This is a genomic window from Flavobacterium sp. UBA7682, assembly GCF_002482945.1.
Taxonomy (GTDB): Bacteria; Bacteroidota; Bacteroidia; order Flavobacteriales; family Flavobacteriaceae; genus Flavobacterium.
Genome location: NZ_DLGY01000015.1, coordinates 25,201 through 43,625 on the forward strand (window position 1 = coordinate 25,201; position 18,425 = coordinate 43,625).

General features: G+C 34.5%; 14 protein-coding genes. 2 read left to right on the forward strand and 12 right to left on the reverse strand.

Annotated features, from left to right (window positions below):
- Nucleotides 1–19: 19 nt before the first annotated feature.
- Both B3C16_RS03370 and B3C16_RS03375 read right to left on the reverse strand, forming a co-directional pair.
- Entirely contained in the window at nt 20–3,073 is a 3,054-nt protein-coding gene (locus B3C16_RS03370) for a TAT-variant-translocated molybdopterin oxidoreductase (protein ID WP_291128751.1), read from the reverse strand.
- A 36-nt stretch (nt 3,074–3,109) separates the two neighbouring features.
- On the reverse strand, nt 3,110–4,390 hold the full coding sequence (locus B3C16_RS03375) for a c-type cytochrome (protein WP_291128754.1): 1,281 nt from the start codon (nt 4,388–4,390) through the stop codon (nt 3,110–3,112).
- A 312-nt stretch (nt 4,391–4,702) separates the two neighbouring features.
- Here B3C16_RS03375 and B3C16_RS03380 point away from each other — a divergent pair, with 312 nt between their 5' ends.
- Nucleotides 4,703–5,074: an SPOR domain-containing protein gene (locus B3C16_RS03380; RefSeq protein WP_291128757.1), complete on the forward strand. Its 372-nt coding sequence runs from the start codon at nt 4,703–4,705 to the stop codon at nt 5,072–5,074.
- A 10-nt stretch (nt 5,075–5,084) separates the two neighbouring features.
- Here B3C16_RS03380 and trpS read toward each other — a convergent pair whose 3' ends face one another.
- The 7 genes from trpS to gldA all read right to left on the reverse strand — a co-directional run bounded on the left by trpS (nt 5,085) and on the right by gldA (nt 15,819).
- Entirely contained in the window at nt 5,085–6,056 is a 972-nt protein-coding gene (gene trpS / locus B3C16_RS03385) for a tryptophan--tRNA ligase (RefSeq protein WP_291128760.1), read from the reverse strand.
- A 70-nt stretch (nt 6,057–6,126) separates the two neighbouring features.
- Nucleotides 6,127–7,122, reverse strand: coding sequence for a recombinase RecA (gene recA, locus B3C16_RS03390; RefSeq protein WP_291128763.1), 996 nt, complete (start codon nt 7,120–7,122; stop codon nt 6,127–6,129).
- A 111-nt stretch (nt 7,123–7,233) separates the two neighbouring features.
- On the reverse strand, nt 7,234–9,147 hold the full coding sequence (locus B3C16_RS03395; RefSeq protein WP_291128766.1) for a T9SS type A sorting domain-containing protein: 1,914 nt from the start codon (nt 9,145–9,147) through the stop codon (nt 7,234–7,236).
- A gap of 277 nt (nt 9,148–9,424) precedes the next feature.
- Complete coding sequence (locus B3C16_RS03400; RefSeq protein WP_291128769.1) at nt 9,425–11,761, reverse strand: T9SS type A sorting domain-containing protein; 2,337 nt, start codon at nt 11,759–11,761, stop codon at nt 9,425–9,427.
- A gap of 19 nt (nt 11,762–11,780) precedes the next feature.
- A complete protein-coding gene (locus B3C16_RS03405; RefSeq protein ID WP_291128772.1) occupies nt 11,781–13,856 on the reverse strand; it encodes a T9SS type A sorting domain-containing protein in 2,076 nt (691 codons plus the stop codon).
- Nucleotides 13,857–14,137: 281 nt separating this feature from the next.
- The gene (gene murI / locus B3C16_RS03410) at nt 14,138–14,914 is read right to left on the reverse strand and encodes a glutamate racemase (protein ID WP_291128776.1); all 777 of its coding nucleotides are present in this window, start codon (nt 14,912–14,914) and stop codon (nt 14,138–14,140) included.
- Between the two features lie 8 nt (nt 14,915–14,922).
- The gene (gene gldA, locus B3C16_RS03415) at nt 14,923–15,819 is read right to left on the reverse strand and encodes a gliding motility-associated ABC transporter ATP-binding subunit GldA (RefSeq protein ID WP_291128779.1); all 897 of its coding nucleotides are present in this window, start codon (nt 15,817–15,819) and stop codon (nt 14,923–14,925) included.
- Nucleotides 15,820–15,917: 98 nt separating this feature from the next.
- Between gldA and B3C16_RS03420 the strand changes: the two genes are divergently transcribed.
- Entirely contained in the window at nt 15,918–16,472 is a 555-nt protein-coding gene (locus tag B3C16_RS03420) for a thioredoxin family protein (protein ID WP_291128782.1), read from the forward strand.
- 15 nt (nt 16,473–16,487) lie between these two features.
- On the opposite strand, the gene B3C16_RS03425 is transcribed toward B3C16_RS03420, so the two are convergent.
- From B3C16_RS03425 to B3C16_RS03435, 3 genes are all read right to left on the reverse strand, one after another.
- A complete protein-coding gene (locus B3C16_RS03425) occupies nt 16,488–17,006 on the reverse strand; it encodes a gamma carbonic anhydrase family protein (RefSeq protein ID WP_291128785.1) in 519 nt (172 codons plus the stop codon).
- Nucleotides 16,996–17,994 (reverse strand): PorP/SprF family type IX secretion system membrane protein, encoded by a 999-nt coding sequence (locus B3C16_RS03430; protein ID WP_291128788.1) that lies wholly within the window; start codon nt 17,992–17,994, stop codon nt 16,996–16,998. The genes B3C16_RS03425 and B3C16_RS03430 overlap by 11 nt, the downstream gene beginning before the upstream one ends.
- A gap of 264 nt (nt 17,995–18,258) precedes the next feature.
- On the reverse strand, nt 18,259–18,425 hold a 167-nt coding region (locus B3C16_RS03435; protein WP_291128791.1), incomplete at its 5' end, for a T9SS type B sorting domain-containing protein.

The window sequence follows — 18,425 nt, forward strand, 5'->3', positions numbered from 1 at the left end:
GATTTAATTAATTGACTTGTTATGAATTTCTAACTTTAACATGATAGAATACGTTTGGCTTAGTACCCACGTGCTCTAATAAATGATACATTCTTTCGTCTGCAGCCAATTTAGCCACTTCGCTTTCTTTATCATTTACATCTCCAAAAACCATAGCCCCAGTAGCACAAGCACTTGAACAAGCAGTTTGGAATTCTCCATCTTTAACTAATCTTCCTTCTTTTTTGGCACGTAAAACTACTTCTTGTGTTTTTTGAATACACATAGAACATTTTTCCATAACCCCTCTTGAACGAACATTAACATCTGGGTTCAATACCATACGTCCTAAATCATCATTCATATGGAAATCAAACTCGTCGTTGTTGTTGTACAAGAACCAGTTGAAACGACGTACTTTATAAGGACAGTTGTTGGCACAATAACGAGTACCTACACAACGGTTATAAGCCATTTGATTTTGACCTTGACGACCGTGTGAAGTTGCTGCCACAGGACAAACTGTTTCACAAGGTGCATGATTACAATGTTGACACATTACCGGTTGGAAAGCTACTTGTGGATTTTCTGACGGATCCTCCATTTCGTTAAAAGTAGATAATGAACTACCTAAACCAGCAATATTTTCTTTTCTTTCGTTATCTCCTTCAAAAGTAGTTTCAGAAGAATAATATCTATCGATACGCAACCAGTGCATATCACGGCTTCTTCTTACTTCTGATTTACCCACTACAGGCACGTTGTTTTCTGCATGACAAGCAATCACACAAGCTCCACAACCTGTACAAGCATTTAAATCAATCGATAAGTTAAAGTGATGTCCTACAGAACGATCAAAAGAAGTCCATAAATCTACCTCGGTAGCTTTTACTGGATTGTGATCCAAAGAAACCATTGGAGCAACATTCCACTCTTTAGCATCTTTAGTATTAAAAATTTCTAAAGAAGTTTCTTTAATAATATCGCCACGACCCATTAAAGTTTTTTGCAACTGAACACAAGCAAATTCATGCTCTCCGTCAGCCTTAGTTACTTTAACCGATTGTACATTATTAAAGTTAGTATATAAAACGTAAGCATTAACCCCTACTTGCATTTCTTGTTTAATAGAAGCTTTTCTTCCATAACCCAAAGCCAATCCAACCGTTCCTTTTGCTTGACCAGGTTGAATAAGTACCGGAACTTTTTCTAATTTAACACCGTTTACCTCAAGGTTTACATAACTTCCATTTAAACCACCATTGGCTACATTGTGATTTTCTACGCCTAACTTTTTAGCATCAGCTTTAGAAACGGTTAAGTAGTTATCCCAAGATACACGAGTGATTGGATCTGGAAACTCTTGCAACCAAGGATTGTTTGCTTGTTGACCATCTCCTAAACCAGTTTTGGTATATAAATGAAGTTCTAAACCAGAAGTAGCCGAAGAATTCAACAGTGCGCTTGCCGCAGCTGAAAAATCAACAGTTCTTGCAGACAAAGGGTTAGAAGGAACTACTAAAACACCATCATGTAAAGCTTTATTCCATGAACCTCCACCTAAAACAGATGCTGTCCAATAATTTTTAACATAATCCACATAAGCAACCGCTTGACCCGACCAAGACAATAAAGCATCTTGGAATTGCATGGTATTAAATAAAGGTCTGATTACGGGTTGAACTAATGAGAAGGTTCCCTTTTGAACCGCTACATCTCCCCAAGATTCTAAATAATGTGGAGCCGCAACTGCTACAGAAGTTAAAGAAGCTGTTTCATCTTCTTTAGTTGAAAAAGCAACCGAAGTTTTTACTTTTTTAAGACCAGAAACAAATTCTTTAGAATTCGCTAAAGTATACACAGGATTTACACCAGACATAATCAAAGTGTGGACTTTTCCTGCATTCATGTCTTGAATCAATTGCTGAACAGCAACATTTGAACCTTTGCGAATTTGTTTTGGAGCAGCCGTATCAAAAGCCTCACTTTGTAAAGCTTGATTAATAGCTAACACCAATAATTGTGCATTTTTATCTTCAATTCCAGAAACTAAAACCCCTTTAGAACCAGCCGATTTTAATTTTGACGCTGCTTTTAAAACAACCTCTTCTTGATTTATTTTTCCAGTACTGATAGCAGCACCTGTAATTACATTATATATTTTAACTAAAGCTTGTTTTTGTTCCGCAACCGTTAAAGGCAATCTGTAATCTGCAGCGGCACCCGACAAAGTCATGTTAGACTCTAACTGATAATGCTTAGACATTTTACCGTTTTTAGGCACTCTTCCTTTTGCATAAGCAGCTTCATATCCGCCACCTTGCCAATCCCCTAAGAAATCAGCACCAACAGAAACAATTACTTCGGCTTTAGAAAAATCATAGTTTGCCAAAGCACGTTCTCCGTAAACTGCTTCAAAAGCATCTAAAGATTCCGAAGAAGAAACTGCATCGTAAACAATGGTTTTAGCCGTAGGATAAGTTTCAGCAAATTCCGCCAACAATTTATCTGTTGAAGGACTTGCAGTAGTATTGGTTAATATAGCGATTTGAGCACCTGTTTGTTTTGCTTCCGCCAAAGAAGTTTTCACTTTTTGGTTAACTGCATCCCAATCTGCCTCTTTACCAGCTATTTTAGATTTTTTTAATCTATAGTTATCATACAATGACAAAACTGAAGCATGAACTCTAGCATTGGCCGCATAAGCCAATCCAGCTAAAGCATTATTTTCAATTTTAATCGGACGACCTTCGCGAGTTTTCACTAAAACATGAGCAAAATCAAAACCATCCGCAACGGTAGTAGCATAAAAATCCGCAACCCCTGGAATAATTTCTTCTGGCTGAACCACATAAGGAATCGACTTAATCACAGGGCCTTCGCAAGCCGCTAAAGTAGCAGCAGCAGTACTAAAACCAACGTATTTAAGAAAATCACGTCTGGTAGTAGAAGAAGACGACAAAGTTTCTTGATTCCCTAAAAATTCATCAACAGGAATTTCTTCAACAAACTCGTTATTTTTAAGCGTCTCAACAATTGAACTGTTCTCACTTAGTTCTTCAACACTTTTCCAGTATTTTTTGTTTGATGACATTGTATATAGGTATTAACTTCTTAAACGATTATTATACTAGTAATGACATTTTCCACATTCCAAACCTCCCATTTGTGCAGCAGTCAATTTATCTACACCATATTTTTTAGAAAGTTCTTGGTGAATTTTTTCGTAGTAAGCATTATCTTCTACTTTCACATTAGTTTCTCTGTGACAATTAATACACCATCCCATAGTTAAAGGAGCATGTTGTTTTAACACTTCCATTTCCTCTACCGGACCATGACAAGTTTGACATTCTACACCCGCCACAGAAACGTGTTGAGAGTGGTTAAAGTAAACAAAATCAGGTAAATTATGAATTCTAACCCATTTTACCGGATTGGTTTTGCCTGTATATTTTTGAGCATTTTTATCCCAACCTACGGCATCGTATAATTTTTGGATTTCCCCATCATAAAAAGCTTTACTGTGCTCCGGAGTCGCTGTAGCTTCTGCCACTTCGGAAATATTTTTATGACAATTCATACAAACATTCAACGAAGGAATGTTAGAATGTTTACCAACTCTTGCTGCCGAGTGACAGTATTTACAATCAATACCGTTTTCACCTGCGTGAATTCTATGAGAATAATGAATCGGCTGAATCGGCTGATAATCTTGATCAACTCCTACTTGCATTAAATATCCGTAAGCAAAATATGCACTTACTAAAAGAAGGAAAATAACAGAAACCAAAACCAAAAATTGATTTCTAGCAAAAGCCACCCATAAAGGCACTGAAGCCGATTTCACCTCTACCTCTAGTCCTTTAGACTTTAATATATTATTCAGTAATTTATTTACCAAAAACAACATCACCACTAAAAGTGCCATCACCAAAGCTAACGCACCTAAAATAACATTGTTTGAAATTCCAGAATCAGATCCCGCTTGACCTGCTACTGGAGCAGCTCCCGCTACTGGAGTAGCCGCTTCTTCTTTTGGCTGTGAGGTATACGCTAAAATATTATCAATATCTGCTGTAGACAATTGAGGAAAAGCAGTCATTGCAACTTTATTGTACTCTTCGAAAACTTTAACCGCCTGAGCATCGCCAGACTTAATTAATTGAGAACTGTTGTTGATCCATTTGTACAACCACTCTTTATCGTACTTAGATGACACCCCACGTAAGGCAGGCCCAGTAGCTTTCGCATCTAATTTGTGACAAGCCGCACAATTTGCATTAAACAACTCTTTCCCTTTAGCCGCATCTCCTTCTTGAGCAGAAGCCATTGAAGTAACCGCTAAAACAAAAAAGAACGCGAAAACGAACGTTTTAGAAATTGATTTAAAGTAACCCACTTTTTTCATGTGTTGATTAGTAATATTTACTTTCACTTTTATTTACAAAAACCATCAACAGCTAATCCGCTGATTGATAAAATATTATGATTTATTTTTAAATCTACCTTAGGTAAAATCAAAAAAACATTAGCAGACGTTAAGTTTAATAGACGTTTGGAAATGTTAATTTTTCTTAAAAATACTTCGCAAAAATACAATTTATGACCTATTCTCAAAGTTGAAAAGAAACTAGTTTCATTAATTTATACTGAATCTAAATAATAAATTTGAAGCGCTTATTATTTTAAAGTTTTATTTTTGCTTCAAATTAATATGATAATGAAAATCAAAACACAACTTAGTCTTCTTTTATTACTTGTAGGTGGAGCATTTTCTACAGTAGCTCAGTCTACTATTGAGCAAAACGAGACTTTTGTGAGTTTTTTGAATGAAAAAAAGAACTTAGGCGCTTCTCAAACCTTTAAGTATCAGTATAAGATTCAAATTTTTAGTGGAGATATTGAAAACACCAAAAGGCTGATTGCTCAAGCCAAAAACGAGTTTAGCGACTTGGATATTATGGTAGAATTTAACGCTCCTTTATACAAAGTTTGGGTGGGTAGTTTTATGAATCGCATAGATGCCGAACGCATTTTAAAAATCGTTCAAGTGAATTATCCGAATGCGTTCATTATTAAACCCGCTAAATAAAGAACTACCTCTACTTAAATCCCAACTTTACACGCACTCTTTTTAAAACTTCGTTAGCTTTATTTTGGGCTTTTTCGGCGCCTACGGCTAATAACTCATCCAATTCAGATAAATTATTCATGTAGTAATGATACTTTTCGCGAGGTTCTGCAAAATTGGTAACGATTAAATCATATAAGGCTTGCTTGGCATTTCCGTAACCATACCCTCCTTTTTCGTAATTCGCTTTCATTTCTTGCACTTGTACTTCATTAGCCAACAAAGTATACAATGCAAAAACAGGGCAAGTGGTGGTGTCTTTAGGTTCTTCCAAAGGGGTACTGTCGGTTGGAATTGCCATAATTCTTTTGCGCAAAGGCTTGTCTTCTAAAAATACATCAATGGTATTGTTTCTGGACTTGCTCATTTTTTGCCCATCAATTCCGGGCACATATTTAGTTTCTTCAGAAATTTTAGCATCTGGTAATACAAAAGTTTCTCCCATTTGATGATTAAATCTTGCCGCTACATCGCGCGCCATTTCCAAGTGTTGCAATTGGTCTTTCCCTACAGGAACTTGCTCTGCATCATACAATAAAATATCGGCAGCCATTAACATCGGATACGAAAACAACCCTGCATTCACGTCGTCTAAACGATCGGCTTTATCTTTAAAAGAATGAGCCAAGGTTAAACGTTGGTACGGAAAAAAACAACTCAAATACCACGCTAATTCTGCGGTTTGCGGCACATCGGATTGACGATAAAAAGTCACCCGATTCACATCTAAACCAAAAGCCAACCAAGTAGCTGCTACTGAATAGGTGTTTTGCTTTAAAACCTCAGCATCTTTAATTTGTGTTAATGAATGCAAGTCTGCAATAAACAAATAAGATTCATTGGCAGGGTTTAAGGCTAATTGTATAGCGGGCTGAATGGCCCCTAAAATGTTCCCTAAATGCGGAGTTCCTGTACTTTGTATTCCTGTTAAAACTTTTGCCATAATATTACTATGAAAAAATGGCGTCTGCATCAAAAGACACAGACACCATTAATTTGATGGATTCAAAAAATTATTCTTTAATCATTTCTTTAATTTTAGCCTCTAGCTCATCCATTAATTCTGGATTATCTTTAATCATGGCTTTAACAGAATCGCGTCCTTGCCCTAATTTAGTATCGCTATAACTGAACCAAGAACCACTTTTTTTCACGATTTCAAACTCTACTGCTAAATCTAAAATTTCACCAACTTTAGAAATTCCTTCACCGTACATAATGTCAAACTCGGCTGTTCTAAAAGGTGGTGCCACTTTATTTTTAATGATTTTTACTTTGGTTCGGTTACCCACAACTTCTTCTCCATCTTTAATTTGAGAAGATCTTCGGATATCAATTCTTACAGAAGCATAAAATTTTAAGGCATTACCCCCTGTGGTGGTTTCAGGATTACCAAACATCACCCCAATTTTATCTCTTAACTGGTTAATAAAAAACACGGTGCAATTGGTTTTACTAATCGTAGCCGTTAATTTTCTTAAGGCTTGAGACATCAAACGGGCATGTAAACCCATTTTAGAATCTCCCATTTCTCCTTCAATTTCACTTTTAGGAGTCAAAGCCGCCACAGAATCTACTACTACAATATCTACTGCTCCGGAACGGATTAAATTTTCGGCGATTTCTAGGGCTTGTTCACCATAATCAGGTTGAGAAATAATCAACTCATCGATGTTCACTCCTAATTTTTGGGCATAAAAACGGTCAAAAGCGTGTTCCGCATCTATAAACGCTGCAATACCTCCTGCTTTTTGAGCCTCGGCAATGGCATGTAAAGTTAAAGTGGTTTTACCCGAAGATTCGGGCCCGTAAATTTCAATAACTCTTCCACGAGGATATCCGTTTACACCCAAAGCAATATCTAAACCTAATGAACCTGTAGGAATCGCTTCTACATCAACAATCGCTTTATCCCCTAACTTCATTACGGTTCCTTTTCCGTATGTTTTATCTAATTTATCAAGCGTTAATTGCAACGACTTTAATTTGGCTTCCTTATCTGAACTCATGGTATTGTTTTGATTTTTGTGCTGGTAAAAATAATCTTTTTTGACTCAAAAAAAGATTTGACAAATATTAATAATTAACAATTTTGTGTTGAGTCGGTCAAATATCATTCTTTACTCTACTATTATCTTTTTGGTTGTGGTAACCCCATTAATACTTACTTGTAACACATATTCGCCAAGGGCTAAATGCATGTGTTCTTTGATTTCGGCAACATCAATTTTACCTAACTTTTTGTTGGCTAACAATTGTCCGTTGATACCAAATAATAAAATGGAAACTTCTGACTCTTGCTCTAGATTAAATCTGATGGTGTAAAACTGACCTTGTTTAACTGGGTTGGGGAATACCGACCACTGCCCTAAACTAGCATCGTGACTGTTAGTTACTCTAAAAGACATTTGTTTTTCGCAACCTTTAGCCGTAGTTAATTTTAATTTATAGTTCCCTGGTATTTGTGTGCTGATTTGATTTTCATTAGAAATCACTTTGTTTTCGCAAGTCCAAGTATATTTTAAAGTCTCGGCATCTTTTCCTTTAACATTGGGCTGTATAACCACAGGTTCGTTAGAATGTAATTGCCATTGCGCAGGAATGTCTACTTCTAAATTAGAAAAAGGTTCTAAAGTAATATTAGACGTATAACTTCTTTTTTGAGCATCTGTTATTTGGATAGTATAAGTACCAAAAATTAAATTAGGAATCTGAAATTGAGAAGTGGAAACCGAGAAACTTTTATCTGTTTTTTGTCCTGAAATTTTAATATAAAATGGAGCCTGACCGTTAATGATTTTAGCTTCTATTTTGTTATTGGTACTCGACAAACAACTATTGGTTTGGGCTTGATAAGTAGCAAATAAATCAGGTGCTTTTACAAAAGTAAATGTTTGATTTTCTTTAACCGAAATTCCTTGAAAAACAATGGAATCTTGAATCGCTTTTTGCTTGTAATACGTTGCGGTTTGATAGTCAAAATTGTCCGTTGTACTTTTATCGTTAATCACCAACCAAATAAATTCTTCTTGATTATGGGATTGACTGTTTTTTTTATCGGATAACTTCATTTTTTGAGCATCTATAAAAAAAGAAAGTTTTACAGAATCCTTGGCAGCAACTCCGCTAGTTTGCATCTTCCAAACACGATCCATTTTTTGGTACGATTGCAATCCATTTCGTTTATGTAAAATAGTTTTTTGATTATTATCTCCCCACATTACATAAGCCTGGTTTGGAATTACATTTTTTTCGGAAACATTTTGATTTTTTAAATCCCCTACACCTATCAATAAACCATCTTTTTCTGCATTGGCAGAACGTTTTTGATTCAATGATAATTCGGATTCTTTACCTATACCCGTTACTCGATAATTAAAAATTTCATTCTCCTTTGCGTTCCAAATTTTATCTCCTTTGGGATTAAAATAGTCTTTTTCTTTATTTAGGGATATTCCATATTTGATGGACAAATACGATTCTATGATTTGTTGTCTTTCCTTGGAAACAATTTCTGGAATATAAATAAATTCCATAATCTTGGTTTTTGCCTGTTCACCAGACAAAAGGTCTTTATTAAACTGGATTAAATTATTGGCGGTAACTTTTGCTAACGAAGATTGATGGGTTAAAATAATTCCTTGTTGGGGATTTCCCTTTTCATAAGGTTTAAAATCGGCATTATAGATTCCTTTGTTGGTAAATCTAATGCTGTTGTTCTTATCTAATACCTTTAAAAAAGGAACTTCTTGTTCGTCATCAGATTGTAGAACCACAAAAAAAGTAGAACGATTGTTCCAAACAGAGCTAAACCGAGCCACAACCTGATTCCCTTCAAAAATTACGGAACTATTAAAATTGAGTTGATTAAGAGATGCGGATTGACTTTTATGGGATGTAACTGAGGATTCGTTGTTTTGTTTTAACCAAATTTGATTTCCTAATAAAGGATTAGAAAATTCTGAAATTGTTTTTTGGCAAAAAGCATAGTTACCTATTAAAAACAAAAAAACTAGCGATGGAAAAACTTTCATGAGTCGGAATTTTTAACACCCCAAATGTGTTAAAAAAATACCAAAAACATAAGTGGGCGATTTTTCCGCATAAGTGGGCGATTTTAGTCATAAGTGGGCGATTTTAGTCATAAGTGGGCGATTTTAACTCCAAAAACAGTTTTTAGAAAATAATTTTGTTAATAACTTTTTTTCACACTGAAAATCAATTGGTTACAATCAAAAATTCTTACAAAAGCTAAAAATCCCCAATAACCAGATGGCTAATGGGGATTTGAATTTAATTTAAACTAATTTTTTAGTCTACTATTAATTTTGTTGTTTGTCCTTTTTGATTTTTCAACAAGTAACCGCCAGAACTCAATCCTGAAACATCCAACATATTAACTTCTTGTCTATTTAACAATTCTCTTCCAAACAAATCAAATACCGTAATGTCTGATGGTTCTAAAAAATATACCTTCCCATCTTGAACTGGATTTGGAAACACTTTAAATGAAGAAATGAAATTAAGCGTTGGAACATTCAACGATTTCTCTACAAGCATTGTTTCTGCTTCGGCAATATTGTGAGTAATTGTATAATATCCTGGAGTTGTAATTTCAAAACGCTTTAAATAAATAGGTTCTTCTTTGGTACTTAAGCCTTTATTAGCTACAATTACTACTGGAAATTCTACTAAATCACTTGAAACCACATACAAGACACCCTCTCTTAAATAAATATCTTCAATCACAAAAATCCCTTCTTTTTCAACGAGTTCAACAAATCCATCGATTGCTGATCCGTGAATTCCGTATCGGATTTTATCTGGATTTGATAACTTAATGCTGTAAATTTTAGTTTGGTAATTAAATGTTACATCATACATACCATCTTCGGGCACCTCAAAACCGGAACCTTTTAGCACTGCTGTTCCTGTCGGATATTGATTCCCTCCCCAAGATACAAATGGAACAAAATCAAGTTCATCAAATACATATTTTCTTCCAGCATAGAGCTCAATATTCTTAATAGAAAAATCTGCTTCATTTAATAATTCTAATTCCACTTGATTAGTTTGATATTCATCAGTAAGAAATATTCTTGCTTTTATAGAATTGATTAACTGAAAAGTATATTCTTTTGTTTCAAAATTAAAAGTGATATCATAATACCCTCTTTCAAAAGCATCAATATCAATGTTGCTAACAGACATTATCGCAACACCATTAGGAATAGAGGAAACTCCCAAATCAGGATAACCTTCACCCCCAAAAAAAATCGCACCTTTATGTAACAATTGATTTTTTAACGTGTAAATAATTCCGTCTTTAGTTTCCATTGGAATATTATCTAGAGGATAAGCGGAATCTATAATAGCAGTACCTGTAAGATATATTTTTTCTTTAGGATTTAAATTTGGAAATTCTTCTACAAGAATAAATTCATATTCTTTAGACAAATGATTAAAAGTGACGTTATATATCCCTCCTACTTTTACTTGAATAGTTTGGTAGTTTAAAGAAGCTTTACCTTTGGGAAAATCTAATCCCCCCCAATTGGCAAATAAATCATCCTCATATTTAAAAGATATGTACCCAGCGTTGATTGAAACATTATTAGCGGCATACAGAATTTTATCATTTGTGCTTAATTCAGACAGTACAGTACTTCCATTAGTTAAATCATAAAGACTTATTGCTGCTGGGTTTAAAGACTCATTCAGATTGAAAGTGTATTCTCCATTAAGCACATTGTAAAAAATATCATAATCCCCAGCGGCATCAATTAGTAATGCAGATTTATAATAAGAAGCCGTTCCTGAAGGAAAATCATTTGAACTCCATTTTGTGTTGATATCTAAATCTTTAAAAGAAAAAGTGCCTTTTGCTAATATTTGATTTTTTAAATAATAATTCTGATTATCGGTAGTTAACATCTGTATGGATTCTTGCTCAATTGAACTTCCTGTTATTCCTACTTGAACCGAACTCAAACTCTCTAAAAGTTCGAAATTAAATATTTGAGAAATCTTGTTGAATGAAACATTATAATACCCCCCAACTGTAACATTTATTTCTAATGGTAAGTCCTTAGAGGCTATACCCGAAGGAAAATAGTATGAACCCCATTTTATATTATTCTTAGCATCTTTTATATAAAGAAACCCTTTATTAATTAGCTGATTTTTTAATGAGTAGTGAATTCCATCTTCTGTACTCATTTTGATTGCTTCAAAACCAGTCGAAACCCCTTGTAATGCAATTTCGTCTATGGAGCTTCCTGTTAACTCGAAATTGTACTCTAACGTAGCAATATTAAATGATATGAAATAAAGTCCAGGTGTAGTTATTTGAATATCAATCCCATTATAGACTCCAATACCTTTTGGAAAGGTAAACCCTCCCCAATTATTAACCCAACCTGAATTCTCTCTAAACTTTAATGTTCCATTGACTAAATTCGTACTTAACGAGTAGTGAACCCCGTCTTGTGTTTCCATAAAAACATCTTTTGCCCAATCTGAAACAGCTGGACCAAGAATGCTTATATTCAGAAAATCTTGATTTTCTTTACTTCTTTCAGAAGTATTAGCTAAAAGGTTAAAAAATATTAAATGAAACAATAACAAAAAATGAAATGACTTTTTCATATTACGATTATATGATTAATTATTCTTTAACAAATACTGAATTTAAAACTCCTTTGTCGGTGTTAATTTTCAAGATATAAGTTCCTTTAGACAATTGACTTACTGGTATGGATTTTACTTCTTTTGCGTTAGCTACTGCCATAACCAACTGCCCCATGGTGTTGTATATTTCCATGGAATGTAAGGTGATATTTGACTTTGTGGAAATGTTCAACACTTCTTTTGCAGGAATTGGATACAACTTGATTTGTTCTGAAAAATCAAATTCAGCATTACTTAATCCTTTTACTTCTTTTATAGTTGTTGTTGCTGTATTGGTTTGTATTGGCCAATTATAATCAAAATAAATATTGGCTTGATTACTAAAGGTATCGTTTAATTGTAGCGTAGGCAATGTTTTGATCTTGAACAACACATAACCATGCCTGTCTGGGCTTGGATTAGCTGGTAATTTTATATTCTGAAAATAGAACACTACTTTATTGTTTTCTATTCGTGTTTTTTGCTCATGACTTGCATTTAAAACTACTATGGAGCTCACATCAAATTTTGTGGTATCTATAAAATCTTCGATTACTACGTTTTCTGCATAATAATCACCTGTATTTTCGAAACGGATTTTATAATGTACATAATCCCCAACCATATCGGGTAAAATCACATCACCTTCCAAACAGGTTTTATCATTTGGATCATAAGAACCTACGACTCTTTGTTCCAATTCAAACACATTATCTTCTGGCGTAACATCGGTAACAGAAGTAACTATTTGAGCTACATATTTTAAAACATCTCCGTTATTTACCGCAGGAATTTCCATCGGAGAATTCACATTAAATCCTACGTTTATGGTTCGGGTTTCAAACGGTTTTAAGTCTTTAAAATTCCAAGTGAGTTGACTTGTTTCTGATTGATCAAATGTTGGAACCGAAGACACATAATCCAATAAACCATCGTTAAAGTTCAAGGCTACCTGACCAGAAATCGTTTGATTTCCTTTGTTCTTAAAAACCATTTTATAAGAGGCATCAAAACCCGGACGTGCAGCATCAATCGGCGTAAAAACGACTTCTAAGTCTTTACGAATTCCTTTAGGTGAGATACAAAAATTTTGATTAAAAATATTTTGTTCATCAGTCAATTCAAACGTAATTTCTGCAGGAACCACTGTAAAATAAGGTGAATTTTTTATGGTTGGATAAACCGTATATTTTCCCTTTTCTAAAGAATATCTAAATTTTCCTTGAGCATTAGAAACCATTTTAAATTCTTTTTCGTTTTTGGTAAAATTGAATTCAATATCAGAAAATCTAATATCGCTTGAATCACAGAAAGAGTTTTCTCCAGTAAAAACACCTATTTCATTTAATCTTTGAATTGAAATATCATCAATAGCAAAATCATTACCACAACCACCTGGTGCATTATTTCGTATAACTATGGTTATCGAAGTATTTGGAGCTATAAAAGAAAAACCATACTCTTTCCATATATTTTCTAAACTGGATTGAGATTGTATATTTCCAGTAGATAAATCAGCAATTTTAGTTTCTCCATTTAAAATTTGAAAAGTTACATTTACAGGTATATCTGATTCCGTTGAATAACAACCCGGAACAGCATTGGGATTTAATATATTAGCCACCCATATAGAAAAATTATAGCTCTCACCAACTGTTAATCCTGAAACTGTTTTACGATAAATTTCGTTATTATACATTCCATCACCATTAATTAACATATATCGACCATCCGTATTTCCTGTATGGTCTTTAAAATTCTGATGCCATCCAGCGTAAGTAAAATTATTATTACCCAAACAATTAGTCTGACCATAATATTGATTATTTGCAGCAGATAAAATTAAAAACTCTCCATCATTAGGCCCATAAATTATAGGACAATTATTAATTGGTTGAATATACGAGGGATCCATAGGGTGCCATCTTGCTCTAGTTAAAATTGCAAAATTTGTTGTTGCACCATTAGGCATCACATTAGTCGCAACCGTTCCCGACCCAAAATCTTCAAAAAAATTCTGAGCATGTAAAAATGTACTCCCTAGAAGCACCAACAAAAAATAAAATTTCCTCATTTTAATAAATTTTTAACGCTTCAAATATCTACATTATTTTTAATATGAGTTTTTAACCAATTTTTGCTTATAACTGGGCGATTTTAGTCATAAGTGGGCGATTTTTCCGCATAAGTGGCGATTTGGGGTCTAAAAATGGCTTTCAGAAAGAAAAATTGTTGATAACTTTTTTTGGCACTGAAAATCAAATAGTTACAAACCTTTTTTTCTAATTTTTGATTTTACGGATGGCTAAGCAATAGCCGAAAGAGCGACCTGCCTAAGCAGGGAACGCCCCAATTTTAAAAATCTAAATATTCCGCTTGGTATGTGTTGCCAATGATTTTTTGTAAAATTTCAGGATTACCGTTACTGTAGAAAAAATGTTGGTGCGCCGGAGTAAGGTTCAATAAATTGTTTTTTTCGAGCACGCGCTGGGTTTGTTTGGCAACTGCTTCGCCAGAGTCTATGATGTGTACTTGCGGAGGGAGAATTTGGCGGATTTGTTCGATTAAATATGGGTAATGACTACAACCTAACACCAAATAATCGATATTTTTTTGAATCATGGGCTCTAAATACTCCTGAAGCAACTGGGTCATTTTAGGGCTTTGAATTTGACCCGCCTCGATTAAATCAACCAGTTCATAACCGATTTGCTCGATGATTTCGGTGTTTTTATACAACTGAACCGCTTCGTGAAACAAGTCGCTATTCAACGTTCCTTTGGTAGCCAATATGCCTATTTTTTGTGTTTTGGAATGAAAGGCTGCGGGTTTTATAGCTGGCTCTATTCCTATAAAAGGAACAGAATATTGTGCTCTTAATTCTTTAATCGCATTAGTGGTAGCTGTGTTGCAGGCGACTACTATAATTTTACACCCTTGTTGTAATAAATACTCGGTATTCTTTTGGCTTAAAGCGATGATTTCTTGTTTGGATTTTTGCCCGTAAGGCGCATGTTTACTGTCGGCTAAATAAATGGTATTTTCATTGGGCAACAACTTGTGGATTTCTTTCCAAATGGAAGTACCTCCGATACCCGAATCAAATAATCCAATAGGTTTTTGGCTACTCATAAACACACTTAAGATTGGGTAAGTTCGCGAAAAAGGGATTCTAAATTTTTGTTTTTCACCGTTAATTGCAAGGTTTTTAACCCATTGGCTTGGGCAAAATCAAATACTAAAACGCGTACATCTTGCAAGCTTACAAAACTTAACTGCCAAACATTGTTTTGCATCAAAATCGCAGCAGTAATTTCGGGAATGGTGAGCAATAATTCTTCGGTAATTGGCAAATCAAATTCCACTTCAATCAGTTGGATATTGCCATTAGATAATTTATCTATTTTTTTATCTGCTACGATTTTCCCTTTATTAATGATGATTACCCGATCGCAAATGGCCTCAACTTCTTGCATGATGTGCGTAGATAAAAATACCGTTTTATTTTTGCCTATATTTTTAATCAATTCTCGGATTTCCAACAACTGATTTGGGTCTAAGCCTGTAGTCGGTTCATCCAAAATCAACACTTCTGGATTGTGTAACAAGGCATTCGCAATTCCTACTCGCTGTCTATATCCTTTAGATAATTGTCCGATTTTTTTATGAGCCTCTGGTGTTAATCCAGTCAGTTGAATGACTTCCTCGATTCTTAGCTTTTCAACGCCATAGACCTGCGCATTAAAACTCAAATATTCCCGCACATATAAATCCAAGTATTGTGGATTGTGTTCTGGAAGGTAACCAATGCTTTTTTTAACTTCTTGTATTTGGTGATCAATATTAAATCCATTAACTATCGCCTCGCCACTATCTGGAATTAAATAACCGGTTAAGATTTTCATCAAAGTAGATTTCCCAGCACCATTCGGACCTAAAAATCCAACTATTTCTCCGTTTTGAATGGAAAAAGAAACCGCATCAATCGCTTTTTGCGTATCATATGACTTGGATAATTCTGTAATCTCTATAGACATCTGTAAAATAGGTTTGTGACCTGCAAAATAAGTATTATTTAAAATAAAGAAAAATATATTATGTGTAGATTTGAAAGACTAATCAAACCTTAAAAGTAATGGCTCAAACTCCCTCTAATATGTTGCCTTTAGGCACGATAGCCCCTGATTTTGAACTGAAAGACACCCTTTCGGGGAATTCATTAAAACTAAAGGATTTAACTGGAAACAAAGGGACTTTAATCATTTTTATGTGTAACCACTGCCCATTTGTAATCCATGTAATTGACGAAGTGGTCAGAATAGCCAATGATTATAGAGTACAAGGTATGGGTATGATTGCCATTAGCAGTAATGATGTGGGGAAATATCCACAAGACGCTCCTGAATGGATGTATGAATTTGCCTTTAAGAATAAAATGGATTTTCCGTATTTATACGATGAAACACAACAAGTAGCTAAAGACTATGACGCAGCTTGTACCCCAGATTTTTATTTATTTGACGCTCAGAACCAATTGGTTTACCGTGGTCAATTAGATGATTCCAGACCCATGAACGGAATTCCAGTAAGTGGTTCTGATTTAAGAAACGCTATTGATGGATTGTTGTATAATCGAAAAATAAACGCCAACCAAAAACCCAGTATAGGCTGTAATATCAAATGGAAGTAAATTTAAATCCCTTCATTATTCTGACTCCTTAAACCAACCAGAATACATAATATAATTATTAGCAATTCGTTCAATTTCTCCAGAAAAAGCTGATTCACTAATTTCTTTTACTTTTTTGGCTGGAACTCCGGCATATATGCTCCCAGACTCCACAATAGTATTTTGAGTAACTACTGCACCTGCGGCTATAATGGAATTGCTTTTTACCACACATCCATCCATTACAATGGCTCCCATACCGATGAGCACATTGTCTTCGATGATGCAACCATGCACAATAGCGTTATGACCGATAGAAACATTGTTTCCGATTATCGTAGCGTGTTTTTGATATGTACAGTGAATTACCGCACCATCTTGAATATTCACTTTATTACCTATAGTGATTTTATTTACGTCACCACGAATAACCGCATTGAACCAAACGCTACAGTTTTCGCCAAACGAAACATCGCCGACAATGGTAGCATTATCAGCGACGAAACAATCTTTTGGTATAGTTGGAAAAATTCCTTTTACAGCTCTAACGACCATTGTTAATTGCAGGACAGTTACATTCGAACGGAACTGGTTTACAGAATAAATCAATTCCTAAAGTAATTTGGTGAAATCCACCAGAATAATTGATATCTCCTAACAAGTGGGTATAATTATAAGCAAACATATAATTCTTTACATTTAAACCTAAAATAGCAGTAATCATACTTTGTCTTTGTCCTTTATCAGTCTCCAGTTGTTCCGCTCTTTCTACTTGTCTTCTCCAAGAAATCCCCCCCCAAACAGTTCCAAGATCTAAAGGTTTATAAGCCTTTAAATTATAATCTATCGATCTTTCTTTAGTTTCTAAAGTATTGATATACATTAAAGAAGGCTCTATTTGAATCACATTTTTATTTCCCCAAACGTAACCCACATTCAAAATCATTTTTCTGATGTTATCAGATTCATAATCTGTATATAATTCTCTTTTAGAAGTAGCTAAATTTCTATAGGTTAAATGCGCGTACATACTGCCTAACAAATAAGAAGCGCCTATATCTACGTTAAAATAATTATCGGTTTGTTTTACACCTCCAATTGTAGGATCGAATTGAGTATTTAATAAATCAAAGGATGTTTCGTCCAAACGGCTTCTTACGGCTCCTGCGGCTATACCTAATTGCAAACGATTCAATTCCATGTAATTACTACTCATCCTTAAGTGTTTAGCGACTGCTAATTTCGCACCTGTTTGTGAATGATTTCCGTTACGGTCATTAAAAAATATAGCCCCTACACCTAAAGATTCACCTACCTGTCCGTTAGCACTTAAGGTTTGTAAACGCGGTGCCTTATCGCTATCAAACCATTGCTGTCTGGCGGTAGCTCTAATTTTTGTACAATTAGAGGCTCCAGCCATAGATGGATGAACCAAAAAGTAATTATCGTTTAAATAATCTGAGTATATTGCGACTCCTTCTTGTGAAAATGCCTGTTGCACCAACACAAAAACTACAATCAAACACCAATTTTTAAATTTCATTTATGCTATTTCTTTAATGTAAAGTAAGTGTTTTTATCACCTACACATTTATTGATTTTATTTTATATCGCAAATCACTAAGTATTTAGCTAGAGTCGAATAATGGTTAAAAACATCATTCTGAACCTTTTGTGACGTTGATTCCTTAACAGTTTTCGCCATAACGGTCAAATATATAAATTTTCGCATTACCAAACCCATCAAAACTAAATATTTTACTTACGAATTAGTCCTTCTTTTTTTAACTATAAATACACTTCTCTTCTATCTTTTGAGTGTAAAGTGTGATTTAAATTCTTTCTGCTGTCCATTCTCTTCATACTGTACCACGAACCAATAATCATTAGCTGGTAAGGCATATCCGTTAAAGGTTCCATCCCAGCCCTTGCCTTCGGGTCTGATTTCTTTTAACAATTTACCGTATCTATCAA

Coding starts and splice junctions, on each gene's coding strand:
- B3C16_RS03370 (WP_291128751.1), bottom strand. CDS start 3,073: ATGTCATCAAACAAAAAATACTGGAAAAGTGTTGAAGAACTAAGTGAG.
- B3C16_RS03375 (WP_291128754.1), bottom strand. CDS start 4,390: ATGAAAAAAGTGGGTTACTTTAAATCAATTTCTAAAACGTTCGTTTTC.
- B3C16_RS03380 (WP_291128757.1), top strand. CDS start 4,703: ATGAAAATCAAAACACAACTTAGTCTTCTTTTATTACTTGTAGGTGGA.
- trpS (WP_291128760.1), bottom strand. CDS start 6,056: ATGGCAAAAGTTTTAACAGGAATACAAAGTACAGGAACTCCGCATTTA.
- recA (WP_291128763.1), bottom strand. CDS start 7,122: ATGAGTTCAGATAAGGAAGCCAAATTAAAGTCGTTGCAATTAACGCTT.
- B3C16_RS03395 (WP_291128766.1), bottom strand. CDS start 9,147: ATGAAAGTTTTTCCATCGCTAGTTTTTTTGTTTTTAATAGGTAACTAT.
- B3C16_RS03400 (WP_291128769.1), bottom strand. CDS start 11,761: ATGAAAAAGTCATTTCATTTTTTGTTATTGTTTCATTTAATATTTTTT.
- B3C16_RS03405 (WP_291128772.1), bottom strand. CDS start 13,856: ATGAGGAAATTTTATTTTTTGTTGGTGCTTCTAGGGAGTACATTTTTA.
- murI (WP_291128776.1), bottom strand. CDS start 14,914: ATGAGTAGCCAAAAACCTATTGGATTATTTGATTCGGGTATCGGAGGT.
- gldA (WP_291128779.1), bottom strand. CDS start 15,819: ATGTCTATAGAGATTACAGAATTATCCAAGTCATATGATACGCAAAAA.
- B3C16_RS03420 (WP_291128782.1), top strand. CDS start 15,918: ATGGCTCAAACTCCCTCTAATATGTTGCCTTTAGGCACGATAGCCCCT.
- B3C16_RS03425 (WP_291128785.1), bottom strand. CDS start 17,006: ATGGTCGTTAGAGCTGTAAAAGGAATTTTTCCAACTATACCAAAAGAT.
- B3C16_RS03430 (WP_291128788.1), bottom strand. CDS start 17,994: ATGAAATTTAAAAATTGGTGTTTGATTGTAGTTTTTGTGTTGGTGCAA.